The organism is Aedoeadaptatus nemausensis (assembly GCF_903819165.1).
GTDB lineage: Bacteria > Bacillota > Clostridia > Tissierellales > Peptoniphilaceae > Aedoeadaptatus > Aedoeadaptatus nemausensis.
Genome location: NZ_CAIJCS010000008.1, coordinates 57,810 through 79,423 on the forward strand (window position 1 = coordinate 57,810; position 21,614 = coordinate 79,423).

The 21,614-nt window shown below is 48.3% G+C and carries 17 protein-coding genes; 6 read left to right on the top strand and 11 right to left on the bottom strand.

Translation table 11 applies throughout. From position 1 onward, the window contains the following. Window positions 1-50 precede the first annotated feature (50 nt). From hemW to lepB, 3 genes are read right to left on the bottom strand one after another with little or no spacing between them, the layout of a single operon-like run. Window positions 51-1,187, bottom strand: a complete 1,137-nt coding sequence (gene hemW, locus PEPTYR26121_RS00520) for a radical SAM family heme chaperone HemW (RefSeq protein ID WP_180498177.1) — start codon at window positions 1,185-1,187, stop codon at window positions 51-53. Between the two features lie 40 nt (window positions 1,188-1,227). Next, on the bottom strand, window positions 1,228-3,033 hold the full coding sequence (gene lepA / locus PEPTYR26121_RS00525; protein ID WP_180498179.1) for a translation elongation factor 4: 1,806 nt from the start codon (window positions 3,031-3,033) through the stop codon (window positions 1,228-1,230). A gap of 9 nt (window positions 3,034-3,042) precedes the next feature. Continuing rightward, window positions 3,043-3,594: a signal peptidase I gene (gene lepB, locus PEPTYR26121_RS00530; protein WP_246285858.1), complete on the bottom strand. Its 552-nt coding sequence runs from the start codon at window positions 3,592-3,594 to the stop codon at window positions 3,043-3,045. A 153-nt stretch (window positions 3,595-3,747) separates the two neighbouring features. On the opposite strand from lepB, the gene rpsT reads away from it, so the two are divergent. Next, entirely contained in the window at window positions 3,748-4,011 is a 264-nt protein-coding gene (gene rpsT, locus PEPTYR26121_RS00535) for a 30S ribosomal protein S20 (protein WP_180498181.1), read from the top strand. Between the two features lie 33 nt (window positions 4,012-4,044). Here the strand turns inward: rpsT and holA are convergent, their stop codons facing one another. Together holA and PEPTYR26121_RS00545 are read right to left on the bottom strand one after the other, a co-directional pair. Continuing rightward, window positions 4,045-5,028, bottom strand: a complete 984-nt coding sequence (holA, locus tag PEPTYR26121_RS00540; protein ID WP_180498182.1) for a DNA polymerase III subunit delta — start codon at window positions 5,026-5,028, stop codon at window positions 4,045-4,047. After that, a complete protein-coding gene (locus tag PEPTYR26121_RS00545; RefSeq protein WP_180498184.1) occupies window positions 4,947-7,313 on the bottom strand; it encodes a DNA internalization-related competence protein ComEC/Rec2 in 2,367 nt (788 codons plus the stop codon). Before PEPTYR26121_RS00545 ends, holA begins: the two co-directional genes overlap by 82 nt. A gap of 65 nt (window positions 7,314-7,378) precedes the next feature. On the opposite strand from PEPTYR26121_RS00545, the gene PEPTYR26121_RS00550 reads away from it, so the two are divergent. After that, the gene (locus PEPTYR26121_RS00550; RefSeq protein ID WP_180498186.1) at window positions 7,379-8,512 is read left to right on the top strand and encodes an alanyl-tRNA editing protein; all 1,134 of its coding nucleotides are present in this window, start codon (window positions 7,379-7,381) and stop codon (window positions 8,510-8,512) included. Window positions 8,513-8,553: 41 nt separating this feature from the next. Here PEPTYR26121_RS00550 and PEPTYR26121_RS00555 read toward each other — a convergent pair whose 3' ends face one another. The 5 genes from PEPTYR26121_RS00555 to thrC form a co-directional block, all read right to left on the bottom strand. Continuing rightward, window positions 8,554-9,279: a YhgE/Pip family protein gene (locus PEPTYR26121_RS00555; protein WP_180498188.1), complete on the bottom strand. Its 726-nt coding sequence runs from the start codon at window positions 9,277-9,279 to the stop codon at window positions 8,554-8,556. After that, window positions 9,267-10,724 carry a YhgE/Pip domain-containing protein gene (locus tag PEPTYR26121_RS00560; RefSeq protein ID WP_180498190.1) on the bottom strand — a complete coding sequence of 486 codons (1,458 nt, stop codon included), beginning with the start codon at window positions 10,722-10,724 and terminating at the stop codon, window positions 9,267-9,269. The genes PEPTYR26121_RS00555 and PEPTYR26121_RS00560 overlap by 13 nt, the downstream gene beginning before the upstream one ends. After that, window positions 10,699-13,242, bottom strand: coding sequence for a YhgE/Pip domain-containing protein (locus PEPTYR26121_RS00565; protein WP_180498192.1), 2,544 nt, complete (start codon window positions 13,240-13,242; stop codon window positions 10,699-10,701). The genes PEPTYR26121_RS00560 and PEPTYR26121_RS00565 overlap by 26 nt, the downstream gene beginning before the upstream one ends. 168 nt (window positions 13,243-13,410) lie before the next feature. Then, complete coding sequence (gene thrB / locus PEPTYR26121_RS00570; RefSeq protein WP_180498194.1) at window positions 13,411-14,271, bottom strand: homoserine kinase; 861 nt, start codon at window positions 14,269-14,271, stop codon at window positions 13,411-13,413. Beyond that, on the bottom strand, window positions 14,264-15,703 hold the full coding sequence (gene thrC / locus PEPTYR26121_RS00575; protein WP_180498196.1) for a threonine synthase: 1,440 nt from the start codon (window positions 15,701-15,703) through the stop codon (window positions 14,264-14,266). The genes thrB and thrC overlap by 8 nt, the downstream gene beginning before the upstream one ends. A 160-nt stretch (window positions 15,704-15,863) precedes the next feature. On the opposite strand from thrC, the gene PEPTYR26121_RS09240 reads away from it, so the two are divergent. Both PEPTYR26121_RS09240 and gltA read left to right on the top strand, forming a co-directional pair. Continuing rightward, window positions 15,864-16,715, top strand: coding sequence for a sulfide/dihydroorotate dehydrogenase-like FAD/NAD-binding protein (locus PEPTYR26121_RS09240; RefSeq protein ID WP_343045201.1), 852 nt, complete (start codon window positions 15,864-15,866; stop codon window positions 16,713-16,715). Next, complete coding sequence (gltA, locus tag PEPTYR26121_RS09245) at window positions 16,715-18,100, top strand: NADPH-dependent glutamate synthase (protein ID WP_343045202.1); 1,386 nt, start codon at window positions 16,715-16,717, stop codon at window positions 18,098-18,100. Before PEPTYR26121_RS09240 ends, gltA begins: the two co-directional genes overlap by 1 nt. A gap of 245 nt (window positions 18,101-18,345) precedes the next feature. On the opposite strand, the gene PEPTYR26121_RS00585 is transcribed toward gltA, so the two are convergent. Next, window positions 18,346-19,491 (bottom strand): hypothetical protein, encoded by a 1,146-nt coding sequence (locus PEPTYR26121_RS00585; protein WP_180498198.1) that lies wholly within the window; start codon window positions 19,489-19,491, stop codon window positions 18,346-18,348. 44 nt (window positions 19,492-19,535) lie between these two features. Here PEPTYR26121_RS00585 and PEPTYR26121_RS00590 point away from each other — a divergent pair, with 44 nt between their 5' ends. Beyond that, window positions 19,536-20,327, top strand: a complete 792-nt coding sequence (locus PEPTYR26121_RS00590; protein ID WP_180498200.1) for a zinc dependent phospholipase C family protein — start codon at window positions 19,536-19,538, stop codon at window positions 20,325-20,327. A gap of 10 nt (window positions 20,328-20,337) precedes the next feature. Next, a complete protein-coding gene (locus PEPTYR26121_RS00595; protein WP_180498201.1) occupies window positions 20,338-21,567 on the top strand; it encodes an MFS transporter in 1,230 nt (409 codons plus the stop codon). The last annotated feature ends 47 nt before the right edge of the window (window positions 21,568-21,614 follow it).

Here is a 21,614-nt window from a genome sequence, read left to right on the forward strand (position 1 = left end):
ATAAAAAATCGCCCGGCTTTTCCGAGCGATCTGAAAATGATGCAATTATTTTATTCCTCTTCTAATTGAAAGAGATCCACTTCCACCTGATTGGAAAGATCCCTTCCCCGTTCCGTCAGTACGATATGATGTTTGCAGATTTTTAAAAGTCCGCTCTCCACATTGCGTTCGATACCAATTCCGTAGCGATCTTTAAAGGGGATACCGGAAGGGAGCTTTTCGTTTAAATTAATTCCCTCGTTCAGTCGAATTCCGAGCATCATGAACTCATTGTCACGATCGAGGGGTGACAGCTCCTCAGAGTAAGCGACGGGTTTTTTACCTTCCTCAATGGAAGAAATGTATTCTCCTAAACTCGCCATATTGGTGTGGCGAGTATGGCGAAGAAAACCGCTGGCAGTCGGACCCAAACCGATATAGCGGCCCAATTCCCAGTAGTGGAGATTGTGTCGACACTTATAGCCCGGCTTGGAGAAGTTGGAGAGCTCGTACTGTTCATAACCCATGGCGCCGAGCATTTTTTCGTAGCGGTGAACGTGGCGCCGATCTTCCGTATCGTTTTCAGGCATATGGCCGTAGCGCGTAAAGAAGGGAGTGCCCTCTTCCAAGATCAAGCTGTACACGCTGACGTGCTCCGGGTTCAACTGATTTATAAGAGAAATACTCTTTTCAATATCTTCGTCTGATTCTGTAGGGACAGACGAAATAAAATCCAGATTAATGTTTTTCGCGCCGCCTTCTCTTAAATGGCGAAAGGCTTTTATTCCCTCATCGACATTGTGAATTCGACCCATTATGGTTAGGAGGCGATCGCTTCCGCTTTGAATCCCCATGCTGAAGCGATTGACTCCCGCCGCCATTAGCTTTTCAATGTTCAACGCCACCACGCTTTCGGGATTACACTCCAGGGTAATCTCGCCGCTTTTTTCCACATAGGGTGCGACTCGGGTTAAAATTCTGAGTAATCTTTCCGTTCCGAGCATGGAAGGGGTTCCGCCGCCGAGGAACAGGGAGCTTATTTCCTGCCCCCGAAGTTCACCCTCGTAAAGCTCCCATTCCCGCAATAAATTATCCACATAGTCGTCCATGACCTCCTCGCTTTTGGGCAAAAAGGAATAAAAATCGCAATAGCCGCACTTTTTCTCGCAAAAAGGCACGTGAATATAAATAGCAAGAGATCGGTTCATTTTTTCCTCCAAAAAAACGGACCCTCCCGGATCCGCTCTCTTAATCTTCGTCGTATTTCAATACGGCGAGGAAGGCCTCTTGAGGCACTTCTACGCTGCCGATATTGCGCATACGCTTTTTACCTTCTTTTTGTTTTTCAAGGAGCTTCCGCTTTCTCGAAATATCGCCGCCGTAACACTTCGCAAGTACGTCTTTGCGAAGGGCGCGAATTGTTTCCCGGGCGATAATCTTCGAGCCGATGGCCGCTTGAATGGGCACGGCAAATTGATGGCGCGGGATAACGTCGGTAAGACGTTCGCAAATTTTTCTTCCCCGCTCGTAAGCTTTTTCGCGGTGTACGATAAGGGAGAAGGCATCGACCAGTTCGCTATTGATGAGCACGTCCATTTTCACGAGATCGCCCTCTTCGTAACCGATAAGCTCGTAATCGTAGGATGCGTATCCCCTCGTCTTGGATTTCAGCGCGTCGAAGAAATCGTAAATAACTTCGTTTAATGGAAGTTCGTAAACAATATTGACACGCGTCTCTTCCAGATAATCCATATTAATGAAACGGCCTCTCCGCTCTTGGCAAAGTTCCATAACCGTTCCTACATAATCCGTAGGCGACATGATCTCCGCTTTTACGAAAGGTTCTTCCATATAATCGATGGTGGTGGGATCGGGAAGATTGGTCGGGTTTTGAATCTCCAACATCTCCCCTTCTAAAGTGTGTACGCGGTAAATAACAGATGGTGCCGTCGTAATAATATCCAGATCAAATTCCCGCTCCAAACGTTCCTGAATAATTTCCATATGGAGCAGGCCTAAGAAGCCGCAACGGAAACCGAAGCCCAGGGCCACGGAAGTTTCCGCATCAAATACGAGGGCCGCATCGTTAACCTGCAGCTTCTCAAGAGCGTCCCGCACATCGGTGTAGGATTCGCCTTCCGCAGGATAAATACCGGAGTAGACCATGGGCACGACTTTTTTGTAGCCGGGAAGAGGTTCCGCCGGAGGATTTTTAGGATCGTAAATTGTATCCCCGACACGAGCCTCTTTTACATTTTTAATGCTCGCCGTAATATAGCCTACATCCCCTGCGCTGAGTTCCGCCAAGGGGATAGTGCCGTTGGCATTGACGCCCACTTCCACTACTTCAAATTCCTTACCGGTTGCCCACATTTTAATCTTGTCTCCGGCCTTTACTTTGCCGTCGACGATACGCACATAGCAAACGACGCCGCGGTAACTGTCGTAGATGGAGTCGAAAATAAGAGCCTTCAGTGGAGCCTTCTCGTCGCCACTCGGCGCGGGAACCTGCTCGATAATGGCGTCTAAAACATCTTCGATGCCGATGCCGTTTTTCGCACTGATAAGAGGGGCTTCTTCCGTATCCAGGCCGATAATATCTTCAATTTCTTTTTTCACCTCGTCGGCGCGGGACGAGGGAAGGTCGATTTTATTGAGAATGGGTACGAGTTCCAAATCCTGATCCAGTGCCAGGTAAACATTGGCGAGAGTCTGTGCCTCAACACCTTGGGTAGAATCCACGACCAGGAGTGCACCTTCGCAGGCCGCCAAGGATCGGGAAACTTCGTAATTAAAGTCCACGTGGCCCGGAGTATCGATAAGGTTTAAAATATATTCTTCGCCGTCGCGCTCGTGAACCAGGCGAACGGCTTTTAATTTAATGGTAATGCCCCGTTCCTTTTCAAGGGCCATGGAATCGAGAACTTGCGCATTCATTTCCCGTTCCGTGAGCATACCCGTCTTTTCGATGAGGCGATCGGCCAAGGTACTCTTACCGTGGTCGATATGGGCAATAATTGAGAAATTGCGAATGTTCTGTTGACGATTGCTCATTGTTCCTCCTTATTCATTCTGTCCGTGGAATACTGTAAATTTTGAGAAAGGAAAATAACGGAGCGCCGCTCGCGAGCGAATATGTTCCTTTTCTACGGGACCGAAATAACGGCTGTCGATGGACATGCCCTCGTTGCGATTATCTCCCATGACGAAAAATTCGTCGGGCCCGAGTGTCCACTCGTCGCCCTGATAAGTACCGGTTTCGACACCCGGATGGATGTAGTCTTCTTCAATATGGACGCCGTTGACATAAACTTCTCCCGATTGAATGGCCACCTGATCTCCCGGGGTCCCAATAACCCGCTTAACATACTCCTTGCCCGATCCGTCCGGCGCATCGATAATCACGATGTCTCCCCGCTCCGGATCGGAGAAATACTTGGGAAAGACCAGGCAGATCATGCGTTCATTTTGATGAAGAGTCGGCTCCATGCTCTGACCGATGACCATGGTCGTATTAAAAATAAAATGACGAATTAAAACGGCGAGCACCACAGCGGTGGCGACTAATTTTATAACTTCAATCGCCATATTCGACGACTTTTCTTTTGATTTCAAAATCTATCCCCTTTCTTCGCTTAGCAATTCATTTTACCACAAAAGGAAGTTTCTCACACACTTCCCTTAGATTCTTGCAAATTCTACGGGTCTGTGATAGAATTCTACAAGTTAAGGTATCCCAAGGGATAAAATTATAATCGGAGGTGAACCATGGCAAATATTAAATCCGCGATTAAACGTATCGGCACGACCAAAAAAGAAACCTTGCGCAATAAAGCCGTCAAAACAAATGTTAAGACTACGATCCGCAAGTTTGAAACCGCGCTCGATAAGGGCAATATTGATGAAGCGAGAGAACTTCTCCAAGACGTCGACAAAACTTTAAAGAAAGCTGCGTCGAAAAACGTTATTCATAAAAATGCTGCTTCACGCCGATTAAGCCGCTTAAACAAGAAATTAAATAATGCAAAATAAATAAAAAACTGAAAACGCATGTTTTCAGTTTTTTTATTGCCCTGCGATCATTTGAAGCACCAAGGTCTCCAATACTTCCCTGTCGCTTACCGATGTGGATTTCATGGCGAGTTCCGCCTCGAGTAGGAGTTCATAATGATGCTCCAGGGTCTCCTCTCTATACAGTCCGCTTTGTGCGGCTATTTTTTTGCCCTCATAAGGCTTGACGCCCATAAATTTGAAAATATCTCCGTCCCGGGAGTAGATCTTTTTCATGGTCTTATAAAACAAAAGATTTCGCGTCTGCCTGCCGATCATATAGAGAATCCTCGGAGCCGGCTCTTCCTTGGCGTCGAATTCTCTCAAGAGCCTGATCACATCCCGCGCTCTTTTTTTTGCAATGGCGTCGAGGAGATCGAAAATAGTCTCCGTCTGGAAGGGATCGAGGAAAGTATCCACGGCCTCCGCACTTACTTCTTCGCCGGAAATACTGGCGATTTGATCCAAAGTCGTTATTAGGGACTCCAGATCTCCCTCGTAGCGACGATCGCCGTAGCCGGAAAGGCGAATAAAATGCTCCAACACTTCGGGCTTAATGCGACGATTCATCTTGCCGAGATAGCCCGCCAAGTACGAACGCAGGGCCCTTCCCGTGAGCCGCTCCATTTCTACAAGCCTCCCGGCTTTTTTAAAGCGGGTATAGAGCTTCTGATTTTTCTTGATCGCCGTTTCCGTCTCCATTAAAAGAAGAATAGTGGACTCGGGAATAGAAAAGACTTCTTCTAAAAAATAATCCAGTTTTCCGTCGCCACTTAAAAGGCCCGCGTCCTTTACGATCACCATGCGCTTTTCCGACATAAAGGGCAGGGTGTTCGCCTTGGCTAAAATCTCCCCTACATCTTCCGAAGCCACATCGTAATTTAAATCCCGCATCTCGGGAGCGATATACTGTTGTTCTATTTGACGCCGCTTCTGCTCCATGCCGTATTTTTCCGGCCCGTGGAGTAAATAGGCGCCGCCGAAATCCATTGGTTCCATATTGTCTTTCTTTCTTTTAAATAGTTCGCAAGCATCCATGCTGACGCAAATAAGAATATCATGTTCCAAATAAAAAAGATAGCGTCGCCGCGGCTCTTAGCCTGTTCGTCATAAACGGATACTTTTATTTTTCCGTCGCGAAACGCCAGGCGAATGGCGCCGTCTTTCGTCTGCAGGTAGGGGATCTTATTTTTCTTTAAGCGATCCAATACTTCTTTGTGGGGATGACCGTAACGATTTCTCGCGCCGGCGGAAATAAGTGCCAACTTGGGACGGACGGCTTCCAGTATTTCGTCGGAGCTCGAAGTCTTGGAGCCGTGGTGTGCCAATTTTAAAACCGTCGATTTCGGCTCTAATCCCACGAGGATTTTTTCTTCCGCTGCCGGAAGATCCCCCAAATACAATGCGTGAGCACCTTTGGAAGAAAGCTCCATAACCATGGAAAGGGCATTGCCCTCTTTCCCGAGAGGCGGATATATCTTTATGTCCCCTCCTCTTAGGGGAAAAGTTCCCTCGACGGAACGCACACTTCCCACTTCCTCCTCGATTTTATCCCGCATCGCTTTATCTTCTTCTCCCGAAGCCTCGGGTCCGTAAATACTTCCTATAGGGATCTCTTTTGAAATGGTGAAAATACCGCCCACATGGTCCACGTCATAATGGGAGAGAAAGACCGCATCCAGAGCGCGGATATTTCGCTCCCTCAAATAAGGCACGATATAAAACGCCGTTGGGTCTTTTCCGAAGCCGCTTCCTCCCGTATCGATCAGGGCCTTTAAGTCGCGAAACTCTACGAGGGCACAGTCCCCTTGCCCCACATAGAGCTGGGTAATGTGAAGATCGTCGGCGGGAGCTTTAAAACATAATAAAGCCGCAAAAGTACTTAATAGGGTGTAAGCCATTAAAAAGTAGCCGCTCTTCTTGGACAAGCATCTGTATGGAAAGTAAAAACCTATGATGAGCACGGCAATATAGAGGAAGCCATCGTAAACATTAAAGCTCGGCAAGGGTACGCTTGCGTTTATACCTGCAAAAAACTCGGTGACAGTATTGAAAAGAGTCAGTACCATTTCGAGCAAAAGGGAAATTCCTCCGGCAACGGCAGGAAAAAACAGGTGACATAAACTCACGGCGACGCCGCCGTAAAGTAAGAGGGATGCCAAGGGCAGGACGAGCACATTGGCAAAAATACTCATAAGTGAAAATTTTCCGTAAATACGGCTTAAAAGAGGCACGATGGCGAGCGTAATCGTCGCCGAAAGCAGAATTCCCTCCGCCCGCCTCCCCTTGCTCTGTGCCATGTACCGTACTTTCGGATAGAAAAATAGAATGGCGAAGACGGAGAGGAAGCTGAATAAAAATCCGTAGTGATAGATGTAGAAGGGATTAGCGAGAAGAAAGATAAAGCCGCTGAAGGAAAATGCATATTTCGGATCCACAGGTAAACCCAAAGTCTTTCCCCAGTCGGTGAAAAGGAGAGTGAAAAACACCCGCATGCCTCCTACGGGAAAGCCCGTTAAAAATAAGTAGAAAAACATGGATAAGTGGACGGCGATCTTTGACCATGTAATGGGGAGGGTTAATAATTTCGTCAGCTTTTTGAGCAATATAACGATAAGACCGATATGTAGCCCCGAAATCGATAAGATGTGAATTAAATTCAGCGCATTTAAATCTTCGAAAGAATCCCGATCGGAATCGGTTCCGTAAATCATAGCGGATAAGAGACCCGCTTCCCGATCCGGAAAATAACGGTTCATAGTCTTTCTTCCGTAATTTTGGAAGCTTTCCCTTAATTTGTAACCCCGACTTAAAAGAGAAGTACTTTCCCTCACCTCTTCCTGCAAGGGCCCCACGGATTTATAAATTCTATGGGAGAGTTCGTAATGAAACCCGTCAAATACGCCCGGGTTTCGAGGCCGCTCCGGCTCGATCACATTCCCCTTTATTCCTACGCGGGAACCTACCGCCGGCTTTTTACTCGAAAGGACGCGCACGGTTTTAAAATAAGGCACGGAAAGATCGTAACTATTTTCCCCCGTTTCTTTTACGATGCCGATAAATTCCACCTCTCCTCCCCTATCTTTTAATTGATAATGGTAGGTGCAGGTAACAAAGGTGAAGAGAGCCAGAAGGACGACGCCACTTCTTCGTATACCGGTCTTCCATAGGACGAGAAGAAAAATGACCGCACAAAAAGCGACCCCGTACACTAAGGGGATTCGTCCGGCGAAAAATGCGCCGCTCGCCACTGCGAGGCTCAAACATAACCACAGTTGTTTCATGGACACCTACTCTCGTAATTTCTTCAGATATGATAAAATAACATAAACAGTCAAAGGAGGCGTTTATGGCTCTATATTTATCGGAACCTTATCGCAAGACGATGAACATCACGGTTCCCGACACCGTAAAAAGCAAAGGCTACCATTATTTTTTACTGGAAGACAGTATTGTGGCACCGCCCATCGAAAAATATTCTGCGGGAGATGCCCTTTTTATCGATAAACAAGCTGTCGAATACAGCGTAACCGACGACGGCCACATTCAGTGCAAGGCGGAAACCGCCGACAGCGGGCAGGAAAAGGAACTTTCCATCGATTGGCCCCGCCGTTTGCAACATATGCAGGACAATATCGCCCGCATTTTACTTATTGCCGCCGTAGACAAATTGCTCAATCGCCCGATTCTCGATGCGGAGACGGCGGAAGAGTGTTTCGTCCTTATGGATACGGACGACATCGGCTTTATGACGCTGGAAAAAATAGAGAACTTTGTAAATCATCTTATCGAATCTAATTTGCCGATTCAAGACCATTCGGGATCGGTTGAAATTCCCACTGTAGGCGAAAGTAAAAGCTACGGTCCCGTACTGAAACAGACCGGAGAATTGGCACTTTTTGCCGTGAAGTCCGTAGAAAAAACAGAAGAAGGACTCAAGCTAAACTTCGTCACGGGAAAAGCGGCCCTGGACGATTACCGCAGCCACCGCTACCTTACGAAGAATCTTTCCATGTACTTAAATGTCCACACGCCGAAAGAAATTTGGCAAGGCGTTAAGAAACTTCAGGGAAAAATCGACGATCAGAAGAAGACCATCGAGTCTCTGGAATCTCAATTGGGTCTGGAGCAGGTTCAGGAATTTATGGCGAGACGCCGTTCTATCGACGGAGTGGGTTATATTTACCTGACCCTGGAAAATATTAATTTTAAAAACTTTAAACAACTTACATCCGCCATTCAGAAAAAGCCGAAGACCGTTCAGATTTACGGCATCCCCAACGGCAGCGACGCTCAAATCCACGTTATTCGAAGCGCCGATTTAAATGTGGATCTGAAGAAAATCATGGATGAGATCACCGACAGCCAATTAGACGGCACGGGAAATCTTTACCGCGTACAGGCCAATGTTTCCCACGACCGAATGGCTCACGTGATGGAAGCTTTCCTCTATCGCATTCAAAAAGAAGTGGCCGAAAACTAAAAGAAGCCCTCCGCCGGTTTTCCGACGGAAGGCTTTTTTTGTTACATTAATTTCGTATCTTCCAATTTTTCTTCGAAAACTTCGTTTAAATGCATTAAGGGCTTTCGAAGGACGAGTCCCAGCAAAAGAGACGCCGCAACATATACTTGCAGGATCATAAGCTCTTTAAAATAGATATTGCCGTAAAATCCGGCGATAGTTTCCTTCATGGCGTTCATACTGTGAACGAAGGGCAAATAGACGTATAGATTTCTGAAGAAAGAGGGGGCCACGTCGATGGGAAAAGTCCCTCCGGATCCCGCTACCTGAATGACCATGAGCACGACGCAAATCGCCTTGCCGATGTCGCCGAAGGAAATGGTCAAGGTGTAGATCAGGATCGTAAAGACCATACCGGCGACCCACGAAGCCAATAGGAAATATCCCGGATGGAGACATTGCACGCCGAGAAAATATAAATTTCCGAGGGTGATAAAGGTGCTTTGAATCAGGGAAATGGCGATAAACAATGCGAGCCTTCCGAAATAGGTTTCGTGGGGCTTAAACGCACCATATTTTTCCGTATAAGATTTCGGCGTCGATACATTTATAAGCGCCACCTGAATGACCGCCCCGACCCAGAGAGAAAGAGTGGTATAAAAAGCCGCCATAGCGGAACCGTAATTTTCCACCGGATAGAGCCGATGGGTGTTGGTGCCTACGGGCCCGGAGAGGAAGCGGCTCAAATCTTCCGTATCCTGTTTTAGGAAGAGATTTAATTTTTCCACACCCTCTGAGCCACCGTGCGATCGTAGAGATCGTCCACTCGTGCCTTGGCGCCGTTTAAAAGGGCGACGGACTCGTCCATAGCGGCGGAAAGCTTTCCGAGATCTTTTTGTATGTCGGCGGAAAGGGCGCGCACTGAATCCACGGAACCGTCTGCATCACTCCAAAGATCGTCCATGGAGCCGCGAACGGAATCGAAATCTCTTTCCACCACATCGAAACGGTCGAGGATGTTCTCGGAAAAATCGCGACGAAGTGATTTTAAATTGGCCACATTCTTGTCTCGATACTCTATAAATTCACTGCGGGCTTTCCGAACTTTTTCGTCGGATTTTTCGCCTTTTGCGACGACGCGCTTCAGAGAACTTACCATCATTTCTTCATATTCTACGCTTCGAAGGATCTTGTCCTCCGCCCTCTCGAGCCCCCTGAGGGGAATGGGAAGCTTGCAGTTTAAGCGGTTGATTTTTTCTCCGATCTCTTTTTTATCCTCTATATCCTTTTCCAGAGTGGCCACCATGGCCTCGCCGTTTGCGCGCGTCGCCTCCCTGCTCTTTTCTCCTTCATTAAAGAGCTCCTCCACATTTCCGCTCAAGGCGTTCATATAGTTCAGATTCTTATCCAGAGCTTTTTCCGCGCTGCGGTTTAAAGACTCCAAAGACTTGCCCATGGTCTGAAGATCTTTTTTATTCGCCTCCATATTGCTCATGCCGTCTTTTACCGTCCGCGCCGAAAGATCCATAAAACCTTCGCCGGTTTCCAGTACATCTCCCGAGGAGCGAGCCAAACTTTGGAAGGAACGGAGCGTCGATTCCTGTACGGCCAAGGCATCGGAACTTTTCTTCAGCTGCTCCTGAAGGGCTTGCCACATTTCCCCGTCACCTACACTCTTCGTCTCGTCGGACAGAGCCATAAGGCTTTCGAAGGATGTGGCGTATAAAGTTTCGGTAAAGGTATTCCGCACCGTTTCCGTTACGGCGCCGGCGCCCTTCCCCGTTACCTTCGGGGCGATGGCGTTTTTCTTTTCATTGACATAATAGTGAAGTGAGGGCGCTTCCGCTTCGGATGTGGTGAATGAAAACATCTTCTCGCTGAAATCCGGCGGAATAACGATGGCGGCGTAATACTTTCCGCTCCTTACCCCCTCTATGGCATCGTCCCGCTCCGTAAAGATCCAGTCCATTTGCTCGTTGACGCCGAGGTTTAATTTAATCTTATCGCCGATAGTGATATGGGTTTTAATTAAAGAAGGGGTGTAGCCCTCGTCATCATTTACCACAGCGATGCGTATCCCCTTGGTCTCCTCGTAAGGATCCCATGAGGCGGCAATATTGAACCAGGCGTAAAGGCAGGGAATTAAACTGATTCCCAGAATAACAACCAAGACGATGCTGTTGGATTTGATCCTGGAAAAATCTTCTTTAATGTGATTCCAAATCATTTTCATGATCGTTCCTTCTAATGTGTTTCAGCAGTTCCTCTTCGGAAAGGCCCATGAGTTTTTTCTCATTTTCGTAGCGGTCGTATCGGAGCTCGAGCCAAATAAGATAAGTGGCGAAGGCAATAATGGATACTACCCACGTGACCAAATAGCGAATTTTCGTCTCCATATTAAATAACAAAACCAAACAGATGGAGGGTATAACAAAAAGCGCCATGAAAGCGTAAAATTTTCGTTTTTTATACGTTTCGAAAAAATGATCCTGTTTGAAACGAATCTTCGAAAGCGTCGCCTCATCCCCTCGAAGAAGTGTCACCATCAGATTTCCGTCAGCCGTTTCTTCGTCGTGAGGAAAGTCGGCGTGAATCAGTTCACTTTCTGCCAATCGCCCGTCGAAAGTACGGCTCAAGTTGCTCAATACCTTCGGTCCGCATAGGCCCAGCAAAAAGGACAAGGGGATGTAACTGATTAAAATCAACCAATCCTTCACAAAATGAGGCCAATAGATTCCCATCATAGTTTCCCGCAAACCGTCGATTCCGTAGTGGAACGGCAAGAAAGGATAAATGGATTGGAAAAAGGGCGCCATCATTTCGATAGGATAGGTCCCCGATGCGCCGGGAATTTGCAAAATCAAGACGATAACCGCTATGGCCTTGCCGATATTTCGAAAGGTCCCCGTCAGAGAAAAAATAATGGATACATAAGCGAGAGAGGAAAGGAGAGCCGTCGCCACGAAAAGCGCAGGGTTTTCGCACTGCACTTTTAAGATCACGAGATCCCCTACGCTTACGATAAAAGCTTGCACAAGACCCAGCAGAGCGAAAAGTTTAAAGCGCCCCATATAGCCTTCGGCAAAGGTGAATTCCGGAATCTCCTCGTCTCGGTCCACATCGATTTTTAAAATGGAGATTAAAATCATGCCACCGACCCAGAGGGCGAGATTGGTGAAAAACGGCGTCATGGCGCTACCGTAATTGTCGCTCTTATAATTGGCGTGTTCCTCCATGTGTACGGGCTCGCCCATAAAGGCGGAGAACTTTTCGGAATCCATGGCCGGAATTTCCTTTATTTTTTTATAAAGAGGACCCCGGGCCAATTGGGAAAGATCGACGCGGAGAGTTTCCACAGTGTTTTCCGCCCGATCCAAGCTGGTAAGGCTCGTGTCGATGGTCTTCCGAGAGTCGTCGATTAAAGATTCCATCTCTCCCAATACCTTGTCGAACTCGTCGAGGAGCAAGGGCATGGTGGATAGGGTGGACGAAAAGCGGCCGTGTACCTGATTTAATAAATCCATGTTTTGCATCAGCATAGGCGGCACGGCGGTGCGAAATTCATCCCGAGTCTTTCGGTGATTCTTCGACGATTCGTCTAAGATATCGCTCATTTGATTGTAGCTTCTCTCCAAAGCATTTAATGAATCCTCCACTGTTTTGTTTTGCGACTCGAGAGTGGAGAGGATTTTCTCGTTGCGATCGTGAATATTTCGCCACTGACCCGAGAGGTTTAAAGGCTTCATCTCCTCAGGGACGGGATCAATACATTCAAACTCTCTTAAGATCTCGCCGCTCAATGTGTTGACGCGCTGAAATCCGTTGAGGGCCGCATCACTTTCCCGCACTGCCAGGCTTAAGTCCTTGTCGAGAGATTGGTATTTCTTCCCGGAGTAATTTCCCGCGAGGACATTCATGCGCTCCATATCGTTCATTAAATCGTCGTAGGCGCGGATGATTTTTTCGCTCTCTCGGCGGGTCTCGTCGAGAAGGGCCTTGGAATCGGCAAGGGTCAGCTGCCCTTTTTTCACGATTCCCTTCATGGAACCCACCTGCCGCCGCACATCTTTCGTCAGCCCCTCCATGCGCACCAGTTTATCGTCCATGGTCTTCAAACTTTCGTGATAAGAAAGGAGATTGCTCTCCACATTCATTAAAGAATCCAGGGCGTCTTTTCGCTTCTCCTCTTCAATCTCCACTAATTCGCCGGAGCTTTTCTTTAGTTCCTGAGCCAAAACCTCCGATGTCATGGCCACAAAATTACTGTTGATCTGGGTTTCAAGGGCGTCCAGTCCGCTGGATGTAATTTTCGGGGCGATGGCGTTCAGCTTTTCGTTGACATAATAATCCAGCTCCGGAAAGCGAATCCCTTCCCCTTTCACGATGGAAACGAAAGATTGGGAAAAGTCCTCGGGAATGATAATGGCGGCATAAAAATCTCCCCGCTTTAGACCCTCGACAGCTTCATTTTCATCGACGAAAGACCAGCCCATTTGATCGTTCTGTTTTAAGTTTTTTATAATTTCATCGCCTACAAAAATTTCTCGTCCGTCGAATGTAGTCGGGCGATCTAAATTCGTAACGGCGATCTTAACCCCCTGCAAATTTCCGTATGGATTTTTATTGGCGCCGATATTAAACCAGGCGTACAAAGACGGCAGAAGGCAAATGCCTAAAATGACGAGAATAGCGGCCATGTTGCGGCGCAATCTGTTAATGTCCCGTTTTAAAATTTGATTGGATTTTCTCATAAACAATCCTTACTAATGCATTCCACGCAATAATTCGTATGTCATCAATAATAAATTTATGTATTTCATTATTGTAACACGACTGAAAAATTTTGCCTCCCACTTTTGAAAATTTTATACATTCGTAACTGAGCAATTAAAAAAGGAACCCTTGCGAGTTCCTTTCCTTTATGCTTTGATCACTTCCGCACCTTCATCGGTGGTGTGTAAAATTCGAATATCCCAGGTAGCGTCCAGTGGCTCGGAAATTTTTTCCCAAGCAGCCTTAATCTCTTCTAAATTATCTCCGTATTCCGTGACGAAAAGAAGGGTCGGACCGGCGCCGCTGATCACCATCTTCCCCGAATAAGCTTCCTCGATGGTCTTCATGGTGTCGTATCCGTGAATCAATTCCGAACGATAGGGCTCGTGAATGCGATCTTCGAGACCCAGGAAAATAGATTCCACATCGCCGGATTCAAGACCGTGAACGAGAAAAGCCATGCGGCCGATATTGGCCACGGCATCGGCATAGCCCAATGCCTTCGGAAGCACGGCGCGAGCCTCGGCGGTGGACAGATCGAAGTCCGGGAAGGCGGCGATAGTGGAAATGGCGCGGCTTCCCGCCATTTTGCGGTAGAGAACCTTCTCTTCCGTGCCGATGCTGATAACGCAGCCCCCTAAAAGGGCGGGGGCAATATTATCGGGGTGACCTTCGAAATCCGAAGCCATTTTTAAAATTTCTTCCTCGGTGAAAGGATCACCTAAAAGAGCGTTGGCGCCGAGCATACCGCCGACAATACAGGTGGCGCTGCTTCCCAGTCCCCGAGCGATGGGAATGTCCGCCTCGACACTGTAATTAAACTTTTCCATGGATTCTCCGGCGCGATCGAAGACCACTTTCGCCGCTTCATAAATCATAGAACCTCGATCTACGTTTTCGCCGTCCATAGAAAAAGTAAAAGTGTTGTATAAATCCAGAGCCATTCCGATAACATCGAAACCCGGACCCATATTGGCCGTCGTGGCCGGTACGCGTACTTTAATCATCAAATCCCTCCCTTACAACTTGCGCCATCTCGTCGATTGCGATGGCACCTTCAAAACGTACGGGCTTTTCAAAAACATCCAAAAGCTCCTTGGGAATGTCCATATGGGATTTCTCTCGAATGGATTCCAACAGAGCCTTCTCGTCCTCTCCTTTTTCGACGGAAAGAGCGTCCGCCACGGTCTCCGGAAATTTATAGGGACTCGCCGTAGACATTAAGAGCACATGACGTTTCGAACCGTGTTTTTTAATGCCGTCGTAGGCTACAGCCGTGTGGGGGTCCATTAAATATCCCGTCGTTTCGAAAACCTCTTTAATTCGCGCTTCCCCCTCGTCGTCGGTAGACCAATAGCCCACCAGCTTGGCACGGCGAATTAAATCTTCCGGAATTTCGAAGCGACCGGTTTCCTGAAGAGATTCCATTTTTTCACGAATCTTGTCGTTGTTTTTAAGGAGCAATTGCAGGAAGCGCTCGATATTGCTCGCTACTAAAATATCCATGGAAGGAGATGTGGTCTTGTAGAAATCGCGATGGGTGTCATAGATGCCCGTTTGAATAAAATCCGTCAGCACGTGGTTTTTATTGGAGGCGCAGATAAAGTCGCCGAAGGGCACGCCCATGCGCTTGGCATACATAGCCGCTAAAATATTGCCGAAATTGCCCGTGGGCACGCACACGTCCACTTTCTCGCCCATGTCCACAGTTCCTCGCCGCACAAGCTCGAGATAGGAATAAATATAGTAAACCACTTGAGGAACTAACCGACCGATATTAATCGAATTGGCGGAGGAAAATTCGATTCCCGACGCCCTTCCCGCTTCACGAAGCTCTTCGTCTCGGAAGAGGGCTTTTACCGTACGTTGAGCATCGTCGAAATTGCCGCGAATGCCGAAGACGTGAACATTTTCCCCCTCTTGGGTGGTCATCTGAAGTTTTTGCACGGTGCTTACGCCTTCCGCAGGATAAAAGACGAAGATATCCGTGTTCTCTACATCTTGAAAACCTGCCAGGGCGGCCTTTCCCGTGTCGCCGCTCGTGGCGGTTAAAATGCGCACGCGGCGCCCCTCGGCGGAGCCCGCCATTAAGTAAGGAAGCATTTGAAGGGCGAAATCTTTAAATGCCGCCGTGGGACCGTGGAAAAGTTCCGCCACGGTGATGCCGTCCAGCTCGTGATAACCCACGGTACCTTCCGCCTCAAATGAAGCGTAGGCTTTTTCCGCGCTCTCTTTTAAATAAGCGAGATCGAAATCCTCGAAAAAAACATTTAAAACCGCAGCTGCCAGTTCTTCATATTTTGAATTTAAGAAATCCTCATAGGGAAAAGCGGGAATTGTTTCGGGCACATAGAGACCGCCGTCGTCTGCCGGTCCTCTAAAAATCGCCTCTTTCGCGCTTACTTTTTCGTCGCGATTGCGAGTCGAGTAATAATTCATAGTCCCTCCTCAGTATATTTTAGTTTAGTAATGTATCACAGTTTACGCTAAATCTTTCCATCCTTCAAGGTTTGGGAAAAACATATCCATCCTCCGAAGCGTGGATATTCAAACTATGATCTATTATAATAGATTCACAGAGAATGGATGGGAGGAAATTATGTTTAAAATCTTGGAAAAAATCAATCTCGCGCCGAACGTCTTCTTGGTGCGCGTGGAAGCACCCAGAGTGGCGAAGGCGGCTCAGCCGGGCCAGTTCGTCATCGTCATCGCCGATGAACGGGCGGAACGGGTGCCCCTGACCATCGCAAACTTCGATCGCGAAGTGGGTTGGGTGGATCTCGTCGTTCAGGCATCGGGTCCCTCGACAAAAAAACTTGCCGCCAAAAATAAAGGCGACGAGCTGAAAGATTTCGTCGGCCCCTTGGGCGTCCCCTCGGATTTCACGGAACTCAGCGACGAAGAACTTAAAGAAAAGAAATTCCTTTTCGTCGGCGGCGGCATCGGCGCGGCGCCGGTGTACCCTCAGGTACGTTACTTAAGTGAACGAGGCGTTCACTGCGATGTCATCATCGGATTTAAAAACAAAGAGGCCGTCATTTACGAAGAAAACTTTAAAGAGCTCGATTGCGATCTCTACGTCTGCACAGACGACGGTTCCTACGGATTCGACGGCATGGTCACCAAAAAAATCGAAGACCTTATTGAAAACGAGGGTAAAGAATACGATACCTGCGTCGCCATCGGCCCCATGATTATGATGAAATTCGTCTGCCTCACAACTGAAAAATACGATCTCCACACCATCGTATCCCTAAACCCGATCATGGTCGACGGAACGGGCATGTGCGGTGCTTGCCGCGTCAGCATCGACGGCGAAACGAAATTTGCCTGCGTCCACGGGCCGGAATTCGACGGCCACAAGGTCGATTTCGATCTGGCCATGAAGCGTCAACGTCAATACATGAATGTGGAAAAAAGTAAGGGTCAACAAGTTTGGAGGAATGCATAATGGATCGCTTTACGAGAATTCCTGTCAGAGAACAAGATCCCAATCAACGAAATAAAAACTTTGAGGAAGTCTGCTACGGCTACAATCACGAAGAAGCCGTGGCCGAGGCGAAGCGCTGTCTAAATTGCAAAAAGCCTATGTGCCGCACAGGTTGCCCCGTATCCGTAGATATTCCCGCCTTTATTCACCACATCGCCAACGACGATCCCGAAAACGCCGCAAAAGAGCTTTCCAAACACACGGCCCTTCCCGCCGTATGCGGCCGGGTCTGCCCCCAGGAAAGCCAATGTGAAAAATACTGCGTCTTAAACAATAAAGGCGATTCCGTAAGTATCGGCAAGCTCGAGCGTTACGCAGCCGATTACGCCCGCGAAAATAATATCCAGACCATGGAAGTAGAATCGCCTAACGGACATAAAGTCGCCGTCGTCGGCGCAGGCCCCGCAGGTATTACCGTAGCCGGCGAACTCGTGAAAAAGGGATACGACGTTACCGTCTTCGAATCTCTTCAACAGGCAGGAGGCGTATTGGTCTACGGCATTCCCGAATTCCGCCTCCCCGACGAAGTGGTGGCGAGCGAAGTTGAAAAACTGAAAGATCTGGGCGTGAAATTTGAAACCAATACCATCGTCGGCCGTACCATGAGTTTAGACGGCATTCGCGGCGAAGGCTACGAGGCCATCTTCCTCGGCACCGGCGCCGGTCTCCCCCGCTTTATGAACATTCCCGGCGAAAACTTCAACGGCGTCTTCTCCGCCAACGAATTTTTAACCCGCACCAATTTAATGCACGCCTATGAGGCGGGCTACGACACGCCCATTATTGCCGGCAAGCGTACCGCCGTTATCGGCGGAGGCAATGTGGCCATGGACGCCGCCCGCGTCGCCAAACGATTGGGTGCCCACGTTACGGTAGTCTACCGCCGCACGGAAAAAGAACTCCCCGCACGGGCGGAAGAAGTGCACCACGCCAAAGAAGAAGGCATCGAATTCCATTTCTTAACGAGTCCCATCGAAATTCACGCCGACGACGACGGCTGGGTTAAGAGCATGTTGCTGCAACAAATGGAACTGGGCGAACCCGACGAATCGGGACGCCGCCGCCCGGTGCCCATCGAAGGCAAAACCTACGAGGTGGAAGTGGATACGGTGATCATGGCTCTCGGAACCAATCCCAATCCTCTGATTACCTCCACCAATCCCGATATCGAAACCAATCGTAAGCAAGGCATCGTCATTACAGAAGACGGCCAAAGCTCCGTTGAAGACGTCTTCGCCGGCGGCGACGCCGTAACAGGCGCCGCTACGGTTATTCTCGCCATGGGTGCGGGAAAACAGGCCGCCGAAGGCATCGACAAATATATTAAAGAAAAACACGGAAAATAAAAGAAAGAGGGAAGGCATTAATGTCTTCCCTCTTTTTATGAAAAAATCCCGCCCCTACTTTTCGTAACATCACCTTGCGCACCCGTAGGGGCTCGCCCGTTAAAGGTGTGCACGATAAATAACCGACTTAAAATGTACTCTACACCACACGGAACGATATGAATTAAATGATGTTAAGGAAAAGATCGAGGTTTAAGGTAAAAACAAAAAACATCACCCCTCAGAGTGATGTTTTGTCTATTCTTCTAACAAGAACATTCGTCGTCGCCACAACCGCAGTCGTGATCGTGTCCGCTACAATCGTGGTCGTGTCCGTGATGGCCGCATCCGCAATCGTGATCGTGATGATGGTCGTGATCATGCTCACCGCCCATCATGTGGGCGATCTCGTGCAGCTTCCCGTGATACTTATCGTCGCGGAAAAGGGCCTCCAGATTAATGTAAATATCCATGGCGAGCTCGAAATTGCCCTCGTCTTCCGCCTTTTCGGCGAGACGCTCCAAAGTCGTGGCGCGTTCGGCGCTAATGGTACCCGTAATTTTGCGTTCCTTCAAATAATCGGTGAACTCCTTTTTCGACGCCGGCTCCACATCGGGGAAACGACTGCCGATGATCATTAAATTACCGTCGGCCTCGTCGTTCTCCTCGTCGTATTCCTTGGCGATCATACTGCAGGAAAGAGCGAGGGCGGGCCTGTTTTCCTTGTAGAGGAAATACCCTTCATTGCTGAAGCAGTTGGAAAAATCCGCCGCGCGATAGGCCGATAAAAAAGCCTCCCGATTATATTCCTTGGCCCTCGCCATATCCTCTTTCATGCGATACACTTTAGAAAGACCTAAGCGATTGGCAGTGGACATAGGATTGACTTTGATGGCCCTTTCCAAATAGAAAATCGCGTCGTCGTAATGCTTTAGTTCCAGCGCCATGCCGCCCTTTAAACTGAGCCAAATTTCCGTCTCCGGACCTAATATGGGCACCCGTTCCCCGTTATTTTCCACTCGATAGAGAATTTCTTCTGTCATGGATTGGAAGGAACGGAAAGATTCTCCTTGCTCTAAGGCGTCCAGAGAGACGGAAATAAAATCCACCTCTTCTTCCATACGATTTAAAAATTCATCGGCTCCTTCGAAATCTTCGTCTAAAACCTTGGCGAAAATCGCGTCTAATAGGGTATAAAACTTCTCGACATCCTTATTATTTTCTTCCACACTTCTGAAATCGCCGTCGCTACCTTTATGCTCGGCGATCATTCCCTGTCCGTATTTTAAAAGTTGATCGGCGAGTTCATGCTCTCCCTGCGCCGTCAAATCACGCACGGCATCGGAAATGGCGTTTAAGTCTTCCACATAATCGCCGGTCAATTCGTTAATAAAATCTTCGTAACTTTTCATGTTTACCTCCGAATTACAGTATACCAAAGAATAAAGGAGTTGTTATGGCAAGTAATGTAACCCACTATTTTTTTGCACGCGAAATGATGAACCGCCTGCCCAAAGAGGCGCAGAACGTCGTTCAAAAATATCCTAAACAATTTATTATCGGCAATCAGGGCCCGGATATTTTCTTTTACCATATGACCTCGAAAAATCATAAGGTCGGCAGCTATATTCACAAACGCCCCTTCGATCATCTGCTGCTTTTAAACCGCCCCTGGCTGCAAAAAAAGCCCGTCGACTCCCCTACATGGTCCTATTTCCTGGGTCTCCTCTGCCACTTCTCGCTGGACATCGCCTTCCATCCGTATATCGACGAAATCGAACGGTCGCTTAAAATCGATCACATTACCATGGAACGGGAAATGGATCGCCATCTCCTTCAAAAAGCGGGCTATACCTTCGGCGAATTCTCAGAAATCGAAGCCATCCCCCATCCCAAATACGTGGCCGACGACATTTTACCCGTCTATGCGCCCTATTCGGATATTTCCATTCACGACATTCGCAGATCCCTCTATTCCTTCAGGATCGCCATGAACTTTTTCCACGTAAATTCCAAAAGTGAATATAGAATAAAAAGAGAACTCCTGCGCCAAATGGGGCTTTTCCGCATATTCGGCGGTATGTTAATGAATCCCGACGGCTTCTATGAGGCTGAACAAATTACGACGCCCGCCCTTGAAGAGCGCATGGAACTCGCCTATTCCATCGCCCGAGATGCTATTGAGGGGATCTACGGAGATGAAAAAGACTTCCCCGCCTTTTTCCACTTGAATTTTAACGGACAATAAGGAGAATGCCATGTTAAAATTATTTACTTCGAAAGAACGGGACTGGATGCTCTACGATGTTGGTAATTCCGCTTTTATTCTGTTGGTGACCACCATCCTCCCTATTTACTTTAAGAGCCTTACGGAGGGAAGCGGCGTTACCGGCACGGAATACTTCGCCTATTGGGGCATGGCCGTCACCGCCTCTACGCTGATCACCTCCGTTTCCGGCCCCCTTCTCGGGAGGCTCGCCGACGGCCCCGTAGGGCGGAAGAAAAGTTTCCTCTTTTCCGTGGTCCTCGCCGTCTTCGCTTCCCTTCTCTTTCCCTTTTTCAAATCCTGGCAGAGCTTTCTGATCGCCTTCGTCGTGGCGAAAGTGGGATTCAACATTTCCCTTATCTTTTACGACGCCATGCTCGTGGATACGACCGATCATAAGCGGGCCGATCGCGTCTCCGCCACAGGCTACGCTCTGGGCTACATCGGCAGCTGCATCCCCTTTGTCATCTCCCTGGCCATGATCATGCTCCTTCCGAAAACGGGCATCTCCATAACCTTCATCATGACCGCCGTCTTTATTTTAAACGGCGCATGGTGGTTTATTTTCACTCTCCCTCTCTTGAGGAGCTACGAACAGACCCATAGGAGCGAAGAGCGAGTCGATTTCAAAGGCATTAAAAAGACACTGGCCCATATTTACAAAGACAAAGCCCTCTTCTTTTTCCTCGTAAGCTTCTTCTTTTACATCGACGGCGTCTACACGATCATCAATATGGCCACGGCTTACGGCGAATCCTTAGGACTGAAATCCGAGGGGCTTCTCCTCGCCCTCCTGGTCACCCAAATCGTCGCCTTCCCGGCGTCCCTCGTCTTCGCAAAGCTTTCCGGCCGAATGGCGAGTCAAAAACTCATCGCCATATCCATCGCCGCCTACACGGCCATCGCCCTCTTTGCCGTTCAACTGGACAATCTCACGGAATTTTGGATCCTCGCCATCGCCGTGGGCCTGTTTCAAGGAGGCATCCAATCCATTAGCCGCTCCCACTTTATGCGACTCATACCGGCTGAACAGAGCGGTGAATACTTCGGCATCTACGATATCTTCGGCAAAGGCGCCTCCGTCATCGGCACCTTTCTCGTTTCCACACTGACCCACACATTGGGCAGCCAATCCAAAGCCATCTCATCCCTCGTCGTCTTATTCATACTGGGAGGCATCTTTTTTAAAAAATCCCTAAAGTATATGGTAGAAAATGAATAAAAATCAAATAAAAAGACCTGTGCGAGCCTTTTGGCAAAGTGCACAGG

Excerpts from the sequence above, each read along its gene's own strand:
- PEPTYR26121_RS00560 (WP_180498190.1), bottom strand. The coding sequence starts at position 10,724 with ATGAAAATGATTTGGAATCACATTAAAGAAGATTTTTCCAGGATCAAA.
- PEPTYR26121_RS00595 (WP_180498201.1), top strand. The coding sequence starts at position 20,338 with ATGTTAAAATTATTTACTTCGAAAGAACGGGACTGGATGCTCTACGAT.
- thrC (WP_180498196.1), bottom strand. The coding sequence starts at position 15,703 with ATGAATTATTACTCGACTCGCAATCGCGACGAAAAAGTAAGCGCGAAA.
- lepA (WP_180498179.1), bottom strand. The coding sequence starts at position 3,033 with ATGAGCAATCGTCAACAGAACATTCGCAATTTCTCAATTATTGCCCAT.
- rpsT (WP_180498181.1), top strand. The coding sequence starts at position 3,748 with ATGGCAAATATTAAATCCGCGATTAAACGTATCGGCACGACCAAAAAA.
- PEPTYR26121_RS00565 (WP_180498192.1), bottom strand. The coding sequence starts at position 13,242 with ATGAGAAAATCCAATCAAATTTTAAAACGGGACATTAACAGATTGCGC.
- hemW (WP_180498177.1), bottom strand. The coding sequence starts at position 1,187 with ATGAACCGATCTCTTGCTATTTATATTCACGTGCCTTTTTGCGAGAAA.
- PEPTYR26121_RS00590 (WP_180498200.1), top strand. The coding sequence starts at position 19,536 with ATGGCAAGTAATGTAACCCACTATTTTTTTGCACGCGAAATGATGAAC.
- gltA (WP_343045202.1), top strand. The coding sequence starts at position 16,715 with ATGGATCGCTTTACGAGAATTCCTGTCAGAGAACAAGATCCCAATCAA.
- PEPTYR26121_RS00545 (WP_180498184.1), bottom strand. The coding sequence starts at position 7,313 with ATGAAACAACTGTGGTTATGTTTGAGCCTCGCAGTGGCGAGCGGCGCA.
- PEPTYR26121_RS00550 (WP_180498186.1), top strand. The coding sequence starts at position 7,379 with ATGGCTCTATATTTATCGGAACCTTATCGCAAGACGATGAACATCACG.
- holA (WP_180498182.1), bottom strand. The coding sequence starts at position 5,028 with ATGGAACCAATGGATTTCGGCGGCGCCTATTTACTCCACGGGCCGGAA.
- PEPTYR26121_RS09240 (WP_343045201.1), top strand. The coding sequence starts at position 15,864 with ATGTTTAAAATCTTGGAAAAAATCAATCTCGCGCCGAACGTCTTCTTG.
- thrB (WP_180498194.1), bottom strand. The coding sequence starts at position 14,271 with ATGATTAAAGTACGCGTACCGGCCACGACGGCCAATATGGGTCCGGGT.
- PEPTYR26121_RS00585 (WP_180498198.1), bottom strand. The coding sequence starts at position 19,491 with ATGAAAAGTTACGAAGATTTTATTAACGAATTGACCGGCGATTATGTG.